The following is a 13,402-nucleotide window of genomic DNA, read 5'->3' as shown; positions in this document are numbered from 1 at the left end:
GGCGACTTTTGTCTCCGGAGGGGCCTGTGTGTTGCAAATATCGCCAAAAGAGTCTCTCCGGCGACATTCATTGATGCGTCGCGCTGCCGGCGCCGCACCACTAGGCGTTGAACACGTAGCGGTCCAGTCGCCCAAAGGCCTCCTGCACGCGCGAGAGCGGAAGCGCAAGGTTCATGCGCACGTGGCAGGGCCCGTGGAACGCGCGGCCATCCTGCCAGTCAACGCCCACGCGCCATCCTGCGCGCTCGACCCACTCGATGTCGCGGCCGTGGCGCTCGCACCACTCGCTGCAGTCGAGGAACAGCATGTAGGTCCCCTCGGGCCTACTCACCTGCACGCCCTCGAAGTGCTCGCCGATGAAGTCGCACGCCCAGGAGACGTTGCCGTCCAGCACCTGCAGCAGCTCCTCCAGCCAGGCCTCGCCCTCGCTGCTATACGCGCCGATAAGCGCGTGCATCGAGAGCACGTTCATCGAGTTGTAGCAGGACTTCCCGCTCTTTGCCACAACGCGATCGCGCAGGTAGTCGTCGTAGATGATGTGGTAGCTCCCCACCAGCCCAGCCAGGTTGAAGGTCTTGCTCGGCGCGTAGAGCGCCACCGTGCGCCGGCGGGCGTCCTCGCTCACGGACTGCGTGGGCACGTGAGCGTGCCCGGGCAGCACCAGGTCGGACCAGATCTCGTCGGAGATCACCACGCAGTCGTGCTCGCGGTAGACCTCCATCGCGCGCTCGAGCTCCCAGCGCTCCCACACGCGCCCACAGGGGTTGTGTGGCGAGCAGAACACTGCCACGTGGATGTGGTTCTCCTCCAGCTTGGCGGCCATGTCCTCATAGTCCATGCGCCAGACGCCCCGTTCATCCTTGACCAGCGGCGACAGAACGATCTTGTAGCCATTCTCCTCTATGCAATGCGTGAAGCCAATGTAGGTGGGGCTGTGGAGAAGCACGGCGTCACCTGGCGCGGCAAAGGCCGTGAGCGTGGAGACCAGGCCGCCAAGCACGCCGTTCTCGTATCCAATGTGTGCCGGCTCAAGGCCGCGCACGCCGTTGCGCCTGAGCTGCCAGTCAACAATGGCCTGATAGTACTCATCGCGCGGCGAGAAGTAGCCAAACGCCGGGTGCTGGATGCGCTCTGCCATAGCGCGCGTGATGGAGGGTGCCGTGGGGAAGTTCATGTCGGCGACCCACATGGGGATGGCGTCGAAGCCCTCCGCCGGCGCATCCGGAGCCATGCCGCCCGAGCCAAGCGCGTCGACCGCAATGGCATCCGTGCCGTGTCGTTCCATAATTGATGTGAAGTCGTACGTCATGCAATCTCCTCTCGCCAGTCCTTGCACACGTCCACCCAGTCCTGCGATGCCGAGCAGCGCTCCAGCTCGGGAAGGGTGAGGCCAATCGCGCTGCTCTCGCTTCCCGCCGCGGGAAACACGCGATCAAAGCGGCGCAGCGAGACGTCCAGGTACGTGCGCACGCCGGGCTTCACGGCAAACGGGCAGACGCCACCCATGGGGTGACCCACCACCTGCGGCAGGTCATCGGGCGCCACAAAGCGCGGCTTTGTCCCAAACTCACGCTTGAAGGCCGCGCTCCACAGCTTGGCATCGCCCGCGCACACCACGAGAACGGCGCCATCCCCCACCGCGCACGCCATCGTCTTGGCAATGCGCGCCGGCTCGCAGCCCAGGTCGCGCGCGGCCAGCTCCACCGTGGCGCTCGACTGGTCAAACTCGATGATCTTGTCGGCAACGCCAAAGGGCTCGAGGTACGCTCGGACGCTCTCGACGGACATGGGCCTCGTCCTCTCTCAACGGCTGCCCACTTGCCGGGCAGCATCACAAGAGAGTAGCCTACCACCGCTGGCCGTAAGACTGACCGGCGCCGAGGACGCCTTCCTCGTGCGAGGCAATGCCGTCGCTCTTGCGCAGCGCTCGCTTGTTGACCAGATGTTCCTTCCAGCCGTACGAGAGCTGCGACGGCGTGGGCGCGTCCAGCTCCACGTGGCCAAAGGCGTTAACCACCCGGGTTCCGCAGGCAAGCTCCCTCTCGCGCGAGAAATTCGTGATGTAGTTGGCGTGCACGTGACCGTGGACCATAAGGGCGGGCCGCCAGCGCTCGAGCAGCGTGTTGAAGCACTCGAAGCCGCGGTGTGGCAGGTCGTCCAGGTCTCCCACGCCGCGCACGGGCGCATGGGCGAGAAGCACGTCGAAGCCGCCCAACAGGCGGATGCTCGGCTCGACCTTGCGGATGCGCCGGCGCATCTCCTGCTCGGTGGACATGTAGGTGCCGTCCTTGTAGCGCATGGAACCACCCAGCCCAACAATGCGCAGGCCACGGTACACATAGACCGAGTCGTCCACGCAGATGCATCCCAGGGGCGGCTTGCGGCGATAGCTCTCGTCGTGGTTGCCGTGCACGTAGAGCACGGGACACGTGAGCATGGTGACGAGAAACTCCAGGTAGTCGGCATCAAGGTCACCCGCCGCCAAGACAAGGTCAACGCCCTCGAAGCGCGAGCGGCGGAAGTTGTCCCACAGCATGCGCTCCTCGACGTCGGCAATCGCAAGGATCTTCATGGCCGCGCCTCCCCCGTGACGCCACCGGCGGAAAGGCCGCCTCCCAGCCCGCCGGCCAGGGACGTCTCGTCGACGGGATGCCAGTTTGCGGGAAGGATGCCCTCCACGTTGTCGTTGAGCCAATCCATGGAAACAACGTCCAGCTCCCTCAGCCTGGGCGAGCCCGCCGGCTGAACCACGCCCGCCTGGCTTCTCAGCTCGCCCGCAAAGGGATCGAGCACGCCGCGCTCGATGCCGTGCGTGAGCTGGTCAACGAGCTTGCGCGAGTAGTAGGGCAGATCATCCGAGAGGCTAAGCCCAATGACCCCCGACGACATGCCGTACCAGTAGCTTACCGCCTGCGGGCGCGCGGCGTCGCCGGAGTCCTGCCAGGACCCGTTGAGAAGCCCCTGCACGATAAGATCGTAGTAGCGTCCCCAGTTCCACACCGGAAGCGCGAGGTTATGCACGCGGCCATTCACCATCTGGTAGAGACCCAGCGCAAGCGGGTCGTCCCACGGCGCGGTGACGTCCGAGCCAGACATCACGGTAACGCCCTCGTTAGCCATCCGGTGGTAGAGGGAGTCACCGCCGCGCGTGGACCAGACCAGGCGAACCTTGACCTTGGGGTCCACCAGCGCCGCGCCAATGGCAAAGGCGTTTATCTCTGCAACCGACCCAAACATGGGAACGTTTGCCTGGTAGCCCACGCGATGGTTGGTGGCAAAGCTCGCCGCCAGCGCGCCCGTCACGAACTTGGCCTCGTACATGCGCCCGTAGTAGGAGCGCACGCGACTGTGCGGAAGGTTGCACGAGCAGTTGAGGAAGTGAACCTCCGGGTGGGCAATAGCTGCCTTGGCCGTGTTCGCCATGAGCGTGGGCGAGCAGGTAAAGATTACGCGCACACCCTGCTCAACGGCCGCGTCCACTACGGCAGTGAAGTCGTCTGGGGAGGAGCAGTTGTCGTAGGCAACGGTCTGCACCGTGCCGTTGAAGCGCTTCTCGACCTCAAGACGTCCGGCGTCGTGAGCACGTGCCCAGCTCGAGGTTGCCAAGGGCCTCTCGTAGAGAAACGCCAGGCGAAGCGGATTGGCTGGCGAGTAGGGCGTGTGGTACGAGAGCCGCGAGAGAACGCCGCCGCGGGAGGTTGGCTCTGCCTCCGGCTCGCTTACCAGCACCACATCCTCGCGCGGGCCCGCCAGCGCAAGCTCGGACCACAGGCGCCCCAGCCGCTCGACCACAATGGAGGGCGGCGTGTCCAGAAGACGCTCGTCCGGGAAGTAGCTCAGGTACGCGAGAAGAGCGTCGCCGCAGGTTGCGTCCAAGTGCGAGCCGCCCGCACGCTGGTAGAGCGAGCGGAAGTACTGGTAGGTGGAGGTAAGCTCGCGCACGGCTTCGTCGGACCAGGGCGAGACAAGGTCACGTCCGAGAAGCGCGGCCAGCCGTCGGTAGGAGCCCTCGCGTGAGAACTCGATGTCGTAGGTTGGCACTGCTCGCCAGAACTCGAGGAACTCGCCGTAGAGTCGGCGCTCCGGGGCGTCCCACTGCTTTGGGAGCAGCCGCGTGACCTCGGCCTCGATGGAATAGGCGCCCAGGTAGCGCATCACGGAGGTGCGCTTGTTGCCCTCCTGGACGTAGAAGCGGTGCATGTACTCGTAGACCTTGACGGGGTCGCGGAAGCCCTCCGTGGTCTGGATGGCGTAGAGGTTTGACCACTTGGCCGCGAACTCCGTGGTGGGCGCAAGGACGGGCATGAAGGTGCGCGAGAAGGAGCGTTGGCGGCCCTCGGTGCGAGTGCCGGCCACCATGTCGAGCGGGATCTCCATGGTGCCCAGACGCACCTCGCCGGCAGTGTCGCCAGGGGCGAGCACGGAATCGAGCGCAGGCAGATAGGGATAGATGCCCGCCGACGTGTCGCGGCGCAGGTCTCGCTCGCCGCGACGGAGGGCCTTTCTGTACTCCTCGCTCATGGTGGCGGACGTCTCCTTTCGTGCGCGGTGGCGCGCGGCGAGCGTGGCTGGTCACGGTCACTTGTTCAGACAAGTATACCGCCGCATGTGCCGGCCGGACCCAGGCGAGAGGCGCGACTTTATGCCGCCTGTAAATCCCGATTGTTTAGAGCACATTAACCAATCGGGATTTCCGCTATTCGGATTGCGTGGCGCTGGTCATGCGAACGCGGCCAAGCATTGTTACCGGCTGGGAGCCTCTCGCAGCTCACAACTGCAGATATTCAGCAACCACGCGACGAGCCGGTAACAAGCGCGCTGCTCGGCCAATGGCTCTGCCACCTGTTGTTACCGGCTCGACCAGACCCACTTACGTTCGCCCAGTTGACTGCTGAGAAGTTCAACGGGCCGGTAACAACGCGCCACGCCGTCGGGAAGAGAAACGCAAGGACAGGTGAGGAGAACATCGCAACGCCCGGCGCCGGCACGTAAATCACCTCGTCATCTGTGGAATTTACTTCCTCGTTACAGCACATCACCAGTACGTAGCGTAGAATCGTCCGCACAGTTTCAGAGCAAATGCGATGACAGGGCGAGTACTTGCCACGCCATCCCACAGCAAGCGGGCGAGATGAGAACCCGCGGTGGTTGGCAAGGAACATTCCCTCGAGCTGCTCGGGCGAACGCGCGCCGCCTCTGGGCCACCCCCCACGCAGGCAGCAGCGCAACTACCTCGGGCCGGAGCCCACCGTGAAGGGTATCGGGAGAACGCACCACGTCTCACCTGAAGTCGCATTTCTCGCACAAGAAAGGTTGCGCAGGAAGCGAGAGGTGACCATGGAACTTCGAAGCGATGCCATCAAGCGGGGCTTGGCCCGCGCTCCACACAGAAGCCTGCTCAAGGCCGACGGCCTTACCGACGAGGAACTCGAGCGTCCGCTTGTAGCGGTTGTCTCGTCCCAGAACGAGGTCATTCCCGGCCACACCCACTTGGACAAGATCGCCGAGGCCGTTAAGGCCGGCGTCCGCATGGCCGGCGGCACTCCGCTGCAGGTAAACACCATCGGCGTCTGCGACGGCATCGCCATGAACCACGAGGGCATGCGCTTCTCGCTCACCAGTCGAGAGGTAATTGCAGACTCTGTCGAGTGCGCCATCCAGGGCCACCAGTTTGACGCCATGGTCCTCATCCCCAGCTGCGACAAGATCGTCCCCGGCATGCTCATCGCCGCGTGCCGCCTGGACATCCCCACCGTGCTGGTCTCCGGCGGCCCCATGCTCGCAGGCCGCGGCCGCCACGGCGAGGAGACCGACCTCAACAGCCTCTTTGACGCCGTGGGCCAGGTGACCGCCGGCACCATGACCGAGGACGAGATGCACTGGCTCGAGAACACCGCCTGCCCCACCTGCGGCAGCTGCTCGGGTATGTTCACCGCCAACTCCATCTGCTGCCTGGCCGAGGCCCTGGGCATCGCGCTTCCCGGCAACGGCACCATCCCCGCCGTCTACTCCGAGCGCATCCGCCTGGCAAAGCACGCCGGCATGAAGGTCATGGAGCTGCTCGAGAAGGGCATTACTGCCCGCCAGATTATCGACGCCCGCGCCGTGCGCAACGGCATGGCGCTTGACCAGGCCTTTGGTGGCTCGACCAACACCATGCTGCACCTCACGGCCATCGCGCATGCAGCCGGCTGCCCCGTGACCATGGACGACTGGGACAAGGCCTGCTCGGCCACGCCCAACATCGTGCGTCTGGCACCCGCAGGCCCGCTCCACATCCAGGACCTGAACGACGTAGGCGGCGTCTCTGCTATCATCGGCGAGCTGGGCCGCTCCGGGCACCTTGACCTCACGGCCAACACCTGCCACGGCACCATGGCCGAGTGGGTCGAGCAGTGCCCGCCCGTCGACGGCACGGTGGTGCGCCACATCGACAACCCGTACTCCCCCGACGGCGGCCTCAAGGTCATGCGCGGCACCCTCGCGCCCGACTGCGGCGTGGTCAAGAAGAGCGCCGTCGACCCCAGCATGTACAAGCACACCGGCCCCGCGCGCGTCTTCGACTCCGAGGAGGCGGCCTGCGAGGCAATCTTTGGCGGCAAGATCAACCCCGGCGACGTCGTGGTGATTCGCTACGAGGGCCCCGCCGGCGGTCCCGGCATGCGCGAGATGCTCACCCCCACCTCCGCCATCTGCGGCATGGGCCTGGCAAAGTCCGTCGCGCTCATCACCGACGGCCGCTTCTCAGGCGCGAGCAAGGGCCCCTGCGTCGGCCACGTGAGCCCCGAGGCCGCAGCCGGCGGACCCATCGCCCTGGTGCACGAGGGCGACCAGATCTCCATCGACATCGAGGCCGGTAGGCTCGACCTGCTCGTCGACGAGGACGAGCTGGCGCGCCGCCGCGCCGCCTGGAAGCCGCCCGCGCCCAAGTACACCACGGGCGTCCTCTCCCGTTACGCCAAGCTCGTGACCAGCGCAGACAAGGGGGCATACCTGTCATGACGAACACCGACAGCCACGCGGCGTCCGTCGCCGAGAAGCTCGCCCGCAAGCAGACGGCCATCGAGGGCAAGCCCTTTGGCATGGGCTCCCACTCGGAGTACGAGGGCAAGACCATGACCGGAGCCAAGGCGATCATCGCAAGCCTGGAGTGCGAGGGCGTCGACACGATCTTTGGCTACCCCGGCGGCCAGGCAATCAAGATCTACGACGCGCTCTATGACTCCAAGCGCATCCACCACGTGCTGGCCAGGCACGAGCAGGGCGCAACCCACATGGCCGACGGCTATGCCCGCGCCACGGGCAAGGTGGGCGTTGTTCTCGTCACCTCTGGCCCCGGCGCCACCAACACCGTGACGGGCATCATGACCGCATACATGGACTCCGTGCCCCTGGTGGTCATCACCGGCCAGGTCACGCGCGGCGTCATTGGCACCGACTCGTTCCAGGAGTCGGACATCGTGGGCATCACCATGCCCATCGTGAAGCACTCGTTCCTGCTGCAGTCCACCGACGACCTCACGCGCACCTTCCGCGAGGCGTTCTACATAGCCTCCACCGGCCGCCCGGGCCCCGTCCTCATCGACATCCCCAGCGACCTCTCCGGCGCGCAGATGGTCTTCCACTACCCGGACTCCATTAGCATCGCTAGCTACAAGCCCACCTACCGCGGCAACGCGCGGCAGGTCAAGCAGGCCGCGCAGCTCATCATGAAGGCCAAGCGCCCGCTCATCTACGCCGGCGGCGGCATCGTGACCAGCCACGCCTGCCAGGAGCTGGTCGAGCTCTCCGAGACCATGGACATCCCCGTGGTGACCTCGCTTATGGGCAAGGGTGCCATGCCCTGCTCGAACAAGCACAACCTGGGGCCCGTGGGCATGCACGGCTCAAAGTACGCAAACATGGCCGTTATGGAGTGCGACCTGCTCATCGCCGTCGGCGCGCGCTTCTCGGACCGCGTGACCGGCAAGGTCTCTGAGTTTGCCCCGCACGCCCAGGTCATCCACATCGACATCGACCCGGCCGAGATAGGCAAGATCGTGAACCCCACGGTGCCCATCGTGGGCGACGCCAAGGTGGTTCTCGCCTCGCTCAACGAGCGCCTGCACAAGGAGGGCGCCAAGCCCGTGGACGACGGCTGGTTTGCCGAGGTCTGCTCGTGGCGCGAGCGCTGGCCGTTCTACACCGACGACTTTGCCAGCAGCGTGGACTACCCGGACAAGATCGCGCCCGAAGTCGTGCTCTCGATGCTCTCCGACAAGCTCGACCCCGATGCCTCCATCGTCACCACCGAGGTGGGACAGCACCAGATGTGGGCGCACCAGAACATCCGCCGCGAGCACGCACGCACGTTCCTCTCGTCCGGTGGCGCCGGCACCATGGGCTTTGGCTTCCCCGCCGCCATTGGCGCCAAGATTGGCTGCCCCGACGACGAGGTGGTCTGCATTGCCGGCGACGGCTCGTTCCAGATGAACGTGCAGGAAATGGCCACCGCCATCCAGGAGAACGTGCCCGTCAAGGTGCTGATCATCGACAACAGCGCCCTGGGCATGGTCTACCAGTGGCAGAAGCTCTTCTACCACGAGCGCTACTCGTTCACCAAGCTGCCCGACGTGCCGGACTTTGTGAAGCTGGCAGACGCCTACGGCTGGCGCGGCCGGCGCATCTCTCGCCCCGAGGAGGTCGAGGACGCGCTTGACGAGATGCTCGCCTCCAAGGAGCCGTACCTCCTGGACGTCGTCATCCCCACGGACCAAACGGTCTACCCCATGGTGGCTCCTGGCGCGCCCATCGACGACATTATCGGCGCGCTGGACGTGACGCTTGGCGGCGTACGCGTCTCGGGCAAGGGCTTTGGCAAGGACGGACGCCCCGCCACCGCGGGCGGCGAGAAGGACGGTGACGAATGATGAAGCACATCCTCTCCGTGCTGGTCGAGAACAAGCCGGGCGTGCTCTCGCGCGTCACCGGCATGATCAGCCGTCGCGGGTTCAACATTGGCTCGCTCACCGTGGCGCCCACCGAGGACCAGAACCTCTCGCGCATGACCATCATCGTCGAGGCCGACGACGTGGGCTTCGAGCAGATCACCAAGCAGCTGCACAAGCTCGTCTCGGTCTTCAAGATCTCTGACCTCACCGAGGACGACGCCATCGAGCGCGAGCTGGTGCTCTTCAAGGTGCAGTGCACGCCGGAGCGCCGCCACGAGATCATCGAGATCGCCGGCGTCTTCCGCGCCAACATCGTGGACGTGGGCAAGAACACGCTCACGGTGGAGGCAACCGGCACCGAGAGCAAGCTCGACGCGCTTGAGGACCTCTTCCGCAGCTACGGCATTCGCCAGCTCACGCGCACCGGCAAGATCGCGATGTCGCGCGGGCACGACCAGTAGCACCCCGCGGGCCGGCGCACGTACCCGGCCCCACGAACACGGTTACACCCGCCGTCCGGCGGATGAACATAGAAGGAAACGGCACAAACGAAAGGAAGTACGACATGGCCGTCACCATCTACTACGAGAAGGACTGCGACCCCTCGATCATCCAGGGCAAGAAGGTCGCCATCATCGGCTATGGCTCCCAGGGCCATGCCCACGCGCTGAACCTCATGGATTCCGGCGTCGACGTGCGCGTTGGCCTTCGTGAGGGCTCCAAGTCTGCCGAAAAGGCCCGCGAGCACGGCCTCAAGGTGACGGACATGGCGACGGCCGCCAAGGAGGCCGACGTCGTGATGATCCTGACCCCCGACGAGACCCAGCCGGCGGTCTACAAGGAGTTCATCGAGCCCAACCTCGAGCCGGGCAACACCCTGGCCTTTGCCCACGGCTTCAACATCCACTACGGCTACATCAAGGCTCCCGAGGGCGTCAACGTGATCATGGTTGCCCCCAAGGGCCCGGGCCACATCGTGCGCCGTCAGTACACCGAGGGCTCCGGCGTGCCTGACCTGGTCTGCGTTGAGACCGATGCCACCGGCGACGCGTGGCCGCTGGCCATGTCCTACGCGTGGGCGCTGGGCGGCGCCCGCTCCGGCCTCATCAAGGCGACCTTCGCCGAGGAGACCGAGGAGGACCTCTTTGGTGAGCAGGCAGTTCTCTGCGGCGGCCTGGTCGAGCTGGTCAAGGCCGGCTTCGAGACCCTCACCGAGGCAGGATATCCCGAGGAGCTTGCCTACTTCGAGTGCTATCACGAGATGAAGATGATCGTGGACCTCATGTACGAGAAGGGCATCCACTTCATGAACTACTCCATCTCCAACACGGCCGAGTACGGCGAGTACTACGCCGGTCCGCTGGTCATCAACGACAAGTCGCGCGAGGCCATGAAGTACATCCTCAAGCGCATCCAGGACGGCTCGTTTGCCCAGGAGTTCGTTGACGACTGCAACAACGGCCACAAGAAGCTGCTCGAGGAGCGCGAGAAGATCAACACGCACCCCATCGAGACCACCGGCGAGCGCGTGCGCTCCATGTTCTCCTGGCTCTCGAAGGACGAGGACTAGTCGCGCAGGTGCGTGAACTTGGCTTTGTTGCCCGATGACCCCGCCGGAACCGCGTTCCGGCGGGGCTTTTCGTGCTTGCAGCGATACTCCACCCTAGACGAGACTTGCAAGCTCGGGTCTTGATATCATTCAGTCAGAGATCGTGGTGCATTCCACCAGCTTGCTCGCCTGCCAGGGGGTGATTTCAAATGATGTATCCATTCATGACGCTCAATGATGATACCGAGATTGTTCATTCCGACATGGGCAAAGATGGCCGCGTAAAGGTATATATCGAGAAGCCGGACGCTCGAGATGGATTCCACCATGTGACATGTTGGCTCCCCGATGGCACCTGGGAAGACAACAACGGCTTTTCCGAGGAGGAGCTTAGATACCTCAAGGACATAGTTCGTTCCACTTCTAACCTTATCCTTGAATTCGCTGCAAACGGAGGCTTTGAGAATGCCTCAGGTTTTTAGGATTGGCCCCTACTGGGTCTATTTCTGGACGAACGAAAGCGATCCGCTCGAACCCATACATGTTCACGTCTCGGAGGGAGCGCCAACGAAAAACGCGACCAAGATTTGGATTACCGCATCCGGAAAGACCTATCTCGCGAACAACAACTCCAAAATACCGCCCAAAACTCTGCGAAATATCATGCGTATCGTGGAGGCAAGGAGCGAGGAAATCATCGCTATGTGGGAAGAGTACTTTGGCGAAGTGCGTTTCTACTGCTAGACAGTATGCAACGCAGGAGACTGACTACTTATCTGGAGGACTTTCGATAGCATAACCCTCACGCAGCGCACGGGTACACACGATGAATTGTTTCGATGATTCTCATCTTTAGCTTCCAGAGTAGCAGGAGTTGCTTTCTGGACTCTGCACAAAAAGCCCTATCGAACAAGGAAAGCGCGTGCGTTGCATGAAAACGCTCTATCGAACAGTGCTTCGAATCTGTTAGCATCAAATAATAAACTACATATACGAGATTATGCAGATTTTTAATAGGAAATGCACATTAGCGCATGTTTAGTTGCATATTTGATGAAGGTACCAGATACACACCGTTCGATAGAGCGTTTTCATGCACGGAGTCCAAATTATCTGTTCGATAGAGCACTTTCATGCAGCGTGACGTCCGCGCCAGCAGTTCCCTCGCAGTAACCAGCCTACTTATTAGTGCGTACTTCCCTCTTTGGAGCCAACGAGCCACACTGGAGCCAGTACACACGACGGGCGGCAACAGCGTCCACCCAACAAGGGAGGCATGCATGACGCAGGACGAACGGCTTGAATACCTGATAAAAGCACTGCTAGGAGACCCTGCATGCGCATACGCCATCGGTAGCCCCATCGCCATGCCGCCCTCGCACGATGACCGTCGCCACCTGCTGCGCGCCCTCATGAACGTGCGCATGCCGGAACCCGCAAGCGAGGAGTTTCTCGCCATCCAAGACGCCTACCTCGAGGAACGCCTGGCGGAGCGGGGTATCTCGCACGTCTCAGACCTCCCCTTCAACGCTGACGGCATCGCTGTGTGGCGCGGCGACATCACCACGCTTGACGCGGATGCCATCGTTAACGCTGCAAACAGCCAGATGCTCGGCTGCTTTGTCCCCAACCACCGCTGCATCGACAATGCCATCCACACCTACGCTGGCATCCAGCTGCGTCTTGCCTGCAAGCGCATCATGAACGAGCAGGGCCACGAGGAGCCAACGGGCTCGGCCAAGCTTACGTCTGGCTTTAACCTGCCTGCAGCGCACGTGCTCCATACCGTGGGGCCCATCGTCCCCACGGGCATCCCCTCCGCGCACGACCGCGAGCTTCTCGCCAGCTGCTACCGCTCCTGCCTGGAGCTTGCCGCCGCGCACAACCTGCACAGCGTCGCCTTTTGTTGCATCTCGACCGGCGAGTTCCGCTATCCCAACCGCGAGGCGGCGCAGGTGGCAATCGACACAGTGCGCGCCTTTAGGCTCGAACAGCCCAACCGACCACAGATGAAGGTGATCTTCAATGTCTTCAAACCAGTGGATGAGCACATCTATCGAAACCTCCTCGCAAGCCGCTGAGCAAATCGCCACGTGGCTAGACCAGAGCGACGCCGTGCTCATAGGCGCTGGCGCGGGCCTCTCGGCGGCATGCGGGCCTGAGTTTGCCTACACCGGGGAGCGCTTCGAGCGCCTCTACGGAGACTTTGCCCAGCGCTACGGCTTCCACGACGAGTACTCCGGCGGCTTCTACCCGTACGACTCGCCGGAGGAGCTGTGGGCGTGGTGGACTCGCGTCATCTGGAACGAGCGCTACGCCGGGCCGGTGGGCAACGCATATCTTGACCTGCGGCGCATTGTGAATGGCCGGGATTACTTTGTTCTCACCACCAACGTGGACCACCAGTTCCAGCGTGCCGGCTTCAACAAGCAGCGACTCTTCTACACGCAGGGCGACTACGGGCTCTTCCAGTGCTCGGTCCCCTGCCATAGTCGCACGTACGACAACTACGACGCCGTGCGCCAGATGGTTGAGGCCGAGAAGGACCTTCGTATCCCCACCAAGCTGGTTCCGCACTGTCCCGTATGTGGCGAGCCCATAACCATGAACCTCAGGATCGATGGTCGCTTTGTGGAGGATGACGGCTGGCACTCCGCCGCGCGCCGCTACGACGCCTTCGTGCGCAAGCACGCTCATGACAAGGTGCTCTACCTGGAGATTGGTGTTGGCGCAAACACCCCGGGCATTATCAAGTACCCCTTCTGGCGGCAGGTGGCTGAGAACCGCAACGCGCGCTACGTGCAGCTCAACCTTGGCAGCGTGATTGCACCTGCACGAATCGCGGAGAGGTCAGCGCTGTACGATGAAGACGCGGCAAAGGTGATCTCGAAGCTCGCATGAGACAAAGGGAGTTTCCCTTTGT

General features: G+C 63.4%; 12 protein-coding genes. 8 read left to right on the top strand and 4 right to left on the bottom strand.

Annotated elements, in window-relative coordinates:
• Nucleotides 1–100 precede the first annotated feature (100 nt).
• Genes AUL39_RS07270 through AUL39_RS07255 form a run of 4 tightly spaced genes read right to left on the bottom strand, consistent with a single transcriptional unit; the run spans nucleotide 101 to nucleotide 4,521 of the window.
• Nucleotides 101–1,309, bottom strand: a complete 1,209-nt coding sequence (locus tag AUL39_RS07270; RefSeq protein WP_059054940.1) for a MalY/PatB family protein — start codon at nucleotides 1,307–1,309, stop codon at nucleotides 101–103.
• Entirely contained in the window at nucleotides 1,306–1,788 is a 483-nt protein-coding gene (locus AUL39_RS07265) for a YbaK/EbsC family protein (protein WP_059054939.1), read from the bottom strand. The genes AUL39_RS07270 and AUL39_RS07265 overlap by 4 nt, the downstream gene beginning before the upstream one ends.
• Nucleotides 1,789–1,846: 58 nt before the next feature.
• Nucleotides 1,847–2,572 (bottom strand): metallophosphoesterase family protein, encoded by a 726-nt coding sequence (locus AUL39_RS07260; RefSeq protein ID WP_070807588.1) that lies wholly within the window; start codon nucleotides 2,570–2,572, stop codon nucleotides 1,847–1,849.
• The gene (locus AUL39_RS07255) at nucleotides 2,569–4,521 is read right to left on the bottom strand and encodes a BMP family ABC transporter substrate-binding protein (protein ID WP_059054938.1); all 1,953 of its coding nucleotides are present in this window, start codon (nucleotides 4,519–4,521) and stop codon (nucleotides 2,569–2,571) included. Before AUL39_RS07255 ends, AUL39_RS07260 begins: the two co-directional genes overlap by 4 nt.
• 816 nt (nucleotides 4,522–5,337) lie before the next feature.
• Between AUL39_RS07255 and ilvD the strand changes: the two genes are divergently transcribed.
• The 8 genes from ilvD (at nucleotide 5,338) to AUL39_RS07215 (ending at nucleotide 13,380) form a co-directional block, all read left to right on the top strand.
• Entirely contained in the window at nucleotides 5,338–7,002 is a 1,665-nt protein-coding gene (ilvD, locus tag AUL39_RS07250) for a dihydroxy-acid dehydratase (RefSeq protein ID WP_059055332.1), read from the top strand.
• On the top strand, nucleotides 6,999–8,909 hold the full coding sequence (gene ilvB, locus AUL39_RS07245; RefSeq protein ID WP_059054937.1) for a biosynthetic-type acetolactate synthase large subunit: 1,911 nt from the start codon (nucleotides 6,999–7,001) through the stop codon (nucleotides 8,907–8,909). The genes ilvD and ilvB overlap by 4 nt, the downstream gene beginning before the upstream one ends.
• Nucleotides 8,906–9,391, top strand: coding sequence for an acetolactate synthase small subunit (ilvN, locus tag AUL39_RS07240; protein WP_235810797.1), 486 nt, complete (start codon nucleotides 8,906–8,908; stop codon nucleotides 9,389–9,391). Before ilvB ends, ilvN begins: the two co-directional genes overlap by 4 nt.
• A gap of 62 nt (nucleotides 9,392–9,453) precedes the next feature.
• Nucleotides 9,454–10,500 (top strand): ketol-acid reductoisomerase, encoded by a 1,047-nt coding sequence (gene ilvC / locus AUL39_RS07235; protein WP_235810796.1) that lies wholly within the window; start codon nucleotides 9,454–9,456, stop codon nucleotides 10,498–10,500.
• A gap of 203 nt (nucleotides 10,501–10,703) precedes the next feature.
• Nucleotides 10,704–10,961, top strand: coding sequence for a hypothetical protein (locus AUL39_RS07230; RefSeq protein ID WP_201783936.1), 258 nt, complete (start codon nucleotides 10,704–10,706; stop codon nucleotides 10,959–10,961).
• Nucleotides 10,945–11,223: a DUF4160 domain-containing protein gene (locus AUL39_RS07225; RefSeq protein WP_059054935.1), complete on the top strand. Its 279-nt coding sequence runs from the start codon at nucleotides 10,945–10,947 to the stop codon at nucleotides 11,221–11,223. The genes AUL39_RS07230 and AUL39_RS07225 overlap by 17 nt, the downstream gene beginning before the upstream one ends.
• 536 nt (nucleotides 11,224–11,759) lie before the next feature.
• Complete coding sequence (locus AUL39_RS07220; protein ID WP_059054934.1) at nucleotides 11,760–12,560, top strand: protein-ADP-ribose hydrolase; 801 nt, start codon at nucleotides 11,760–11,762, stop codon at nucleotides 12,558–12,560.
• Nucleotides 12,523–13,380 carry an SIR2 family NAD-dependent protein deacylase gene (locus AUL39_RS07215; RefSeq protein WP_059054933.1) on the top strand — a complete coding sequence of 286 codons (858 nt, stop codon included), beginning with the start codon at nucleotides 12,523–12,525 and terminating at the stop codon, nucleotides 13,378–13,380. The genes AUL39_RS07220 and AUL39_RS07215 overlap by 38 nt, the downstream gene beginning before the upstream one ends.
• Nucleotides 13,381–13,402: the final 22 nt, after the last annotated feature.

It is taken from the genome of Tractidigestivibacter scatoligenes (genome assembly GCF_001494635.1).
GTDB classification, from domain to species: domain Bacteria; phylum Actinomycetota; class Coriobacteriia; order Coriobacteriales; family Atopobiaceae; genus Tractidigestivibacter; species Tractidigestivibacter scatoligenes.
The sequence above is the reverse complement of the archived record's forward strand: the minus strand, read 5'-3'. Positions and strand labels throughout refer to the sequence as shown.

Coding starts and splice junctions, on each gene's coding strand:
- AUL39_RS07270 (WP_059054940.1), bottom strand. CDS start 1,309: ATGACGTACGACTTCACATCAATTATGGAACGACACGGCACGGATGCC.
- AUL39_RS07265 (WP_059054939.1), bottom strand. CDS start 1,788: ATGTCCGTCGAGAGCGTCCGAGCGTACCTCGAGCCCTTTGGCGTTGCC.
- AUL39_RS07260 (WP_070807588.1), bottom strand. CDS start 2,572: ATGAAGATCCTTGCGATTGCCGACGTCGAGGAGCGCATGCTGTGGGAC.
- AUL39_RS07255 (WP_059054938.1), bottom strand. CDS start 4,521: ATGAGCGAGGAGTACAGAAAGGCCCTCCGTCGCGGCGAGCGAGACCTG.
- ilvD (WP_059055332.1), top strand. CDS start 5,338: ATGGAACTTCGAAGCGATGCCATCAAGCGGGGCTTGGCCCGCGCTCCA.
- ilvB (WP_059054937.1), top strand. CDS start 6,999: ATGACGAACACCGACAGCCACGCGGCGTCCGTCGCCGAGAAGCTCGCC.
- ilvN (WP_235810797.1), top strand. CDS start 8,906: ATGATGAAGCACATCCTCTCCGTGCTGGTCGAGAACAAGCCGGGCGTG.
- ilvC (WP_235810796.1), top strand. CDS start 9,454: ATGAACATAGAAGGAAACGGCACAAACGAAAGGAAGTACGACATGGCC.
- AUL39_RS07230 (WP_201783936.1), top strand. CDS start 10,704: ATGACGCTCAATGATGATACCGAGATTGTTCATTCCGACATGGGCAAA.
- AUL39_RS07225 (WP_059054935.1), top strand. CDS start 10,945: ATGCCTCAGGTTTTTAGGATTGGCCCCTACTGGGTCTATTTCTGGACG.
- AUL39_RS07220 (WP_059054934.1), top strand. CDS start 11,760: ATGACGCAGGACGAACGGCTTGAATACCTGATAAAAGCACTGCTAGGA.
- AUL39_RS07215 (WP_059054933.1), top strand. CDS start 12,523: ATGAGCACATCTATCGAAACCTCCTCGCAAGCCGCTGAGCAAATCGCC.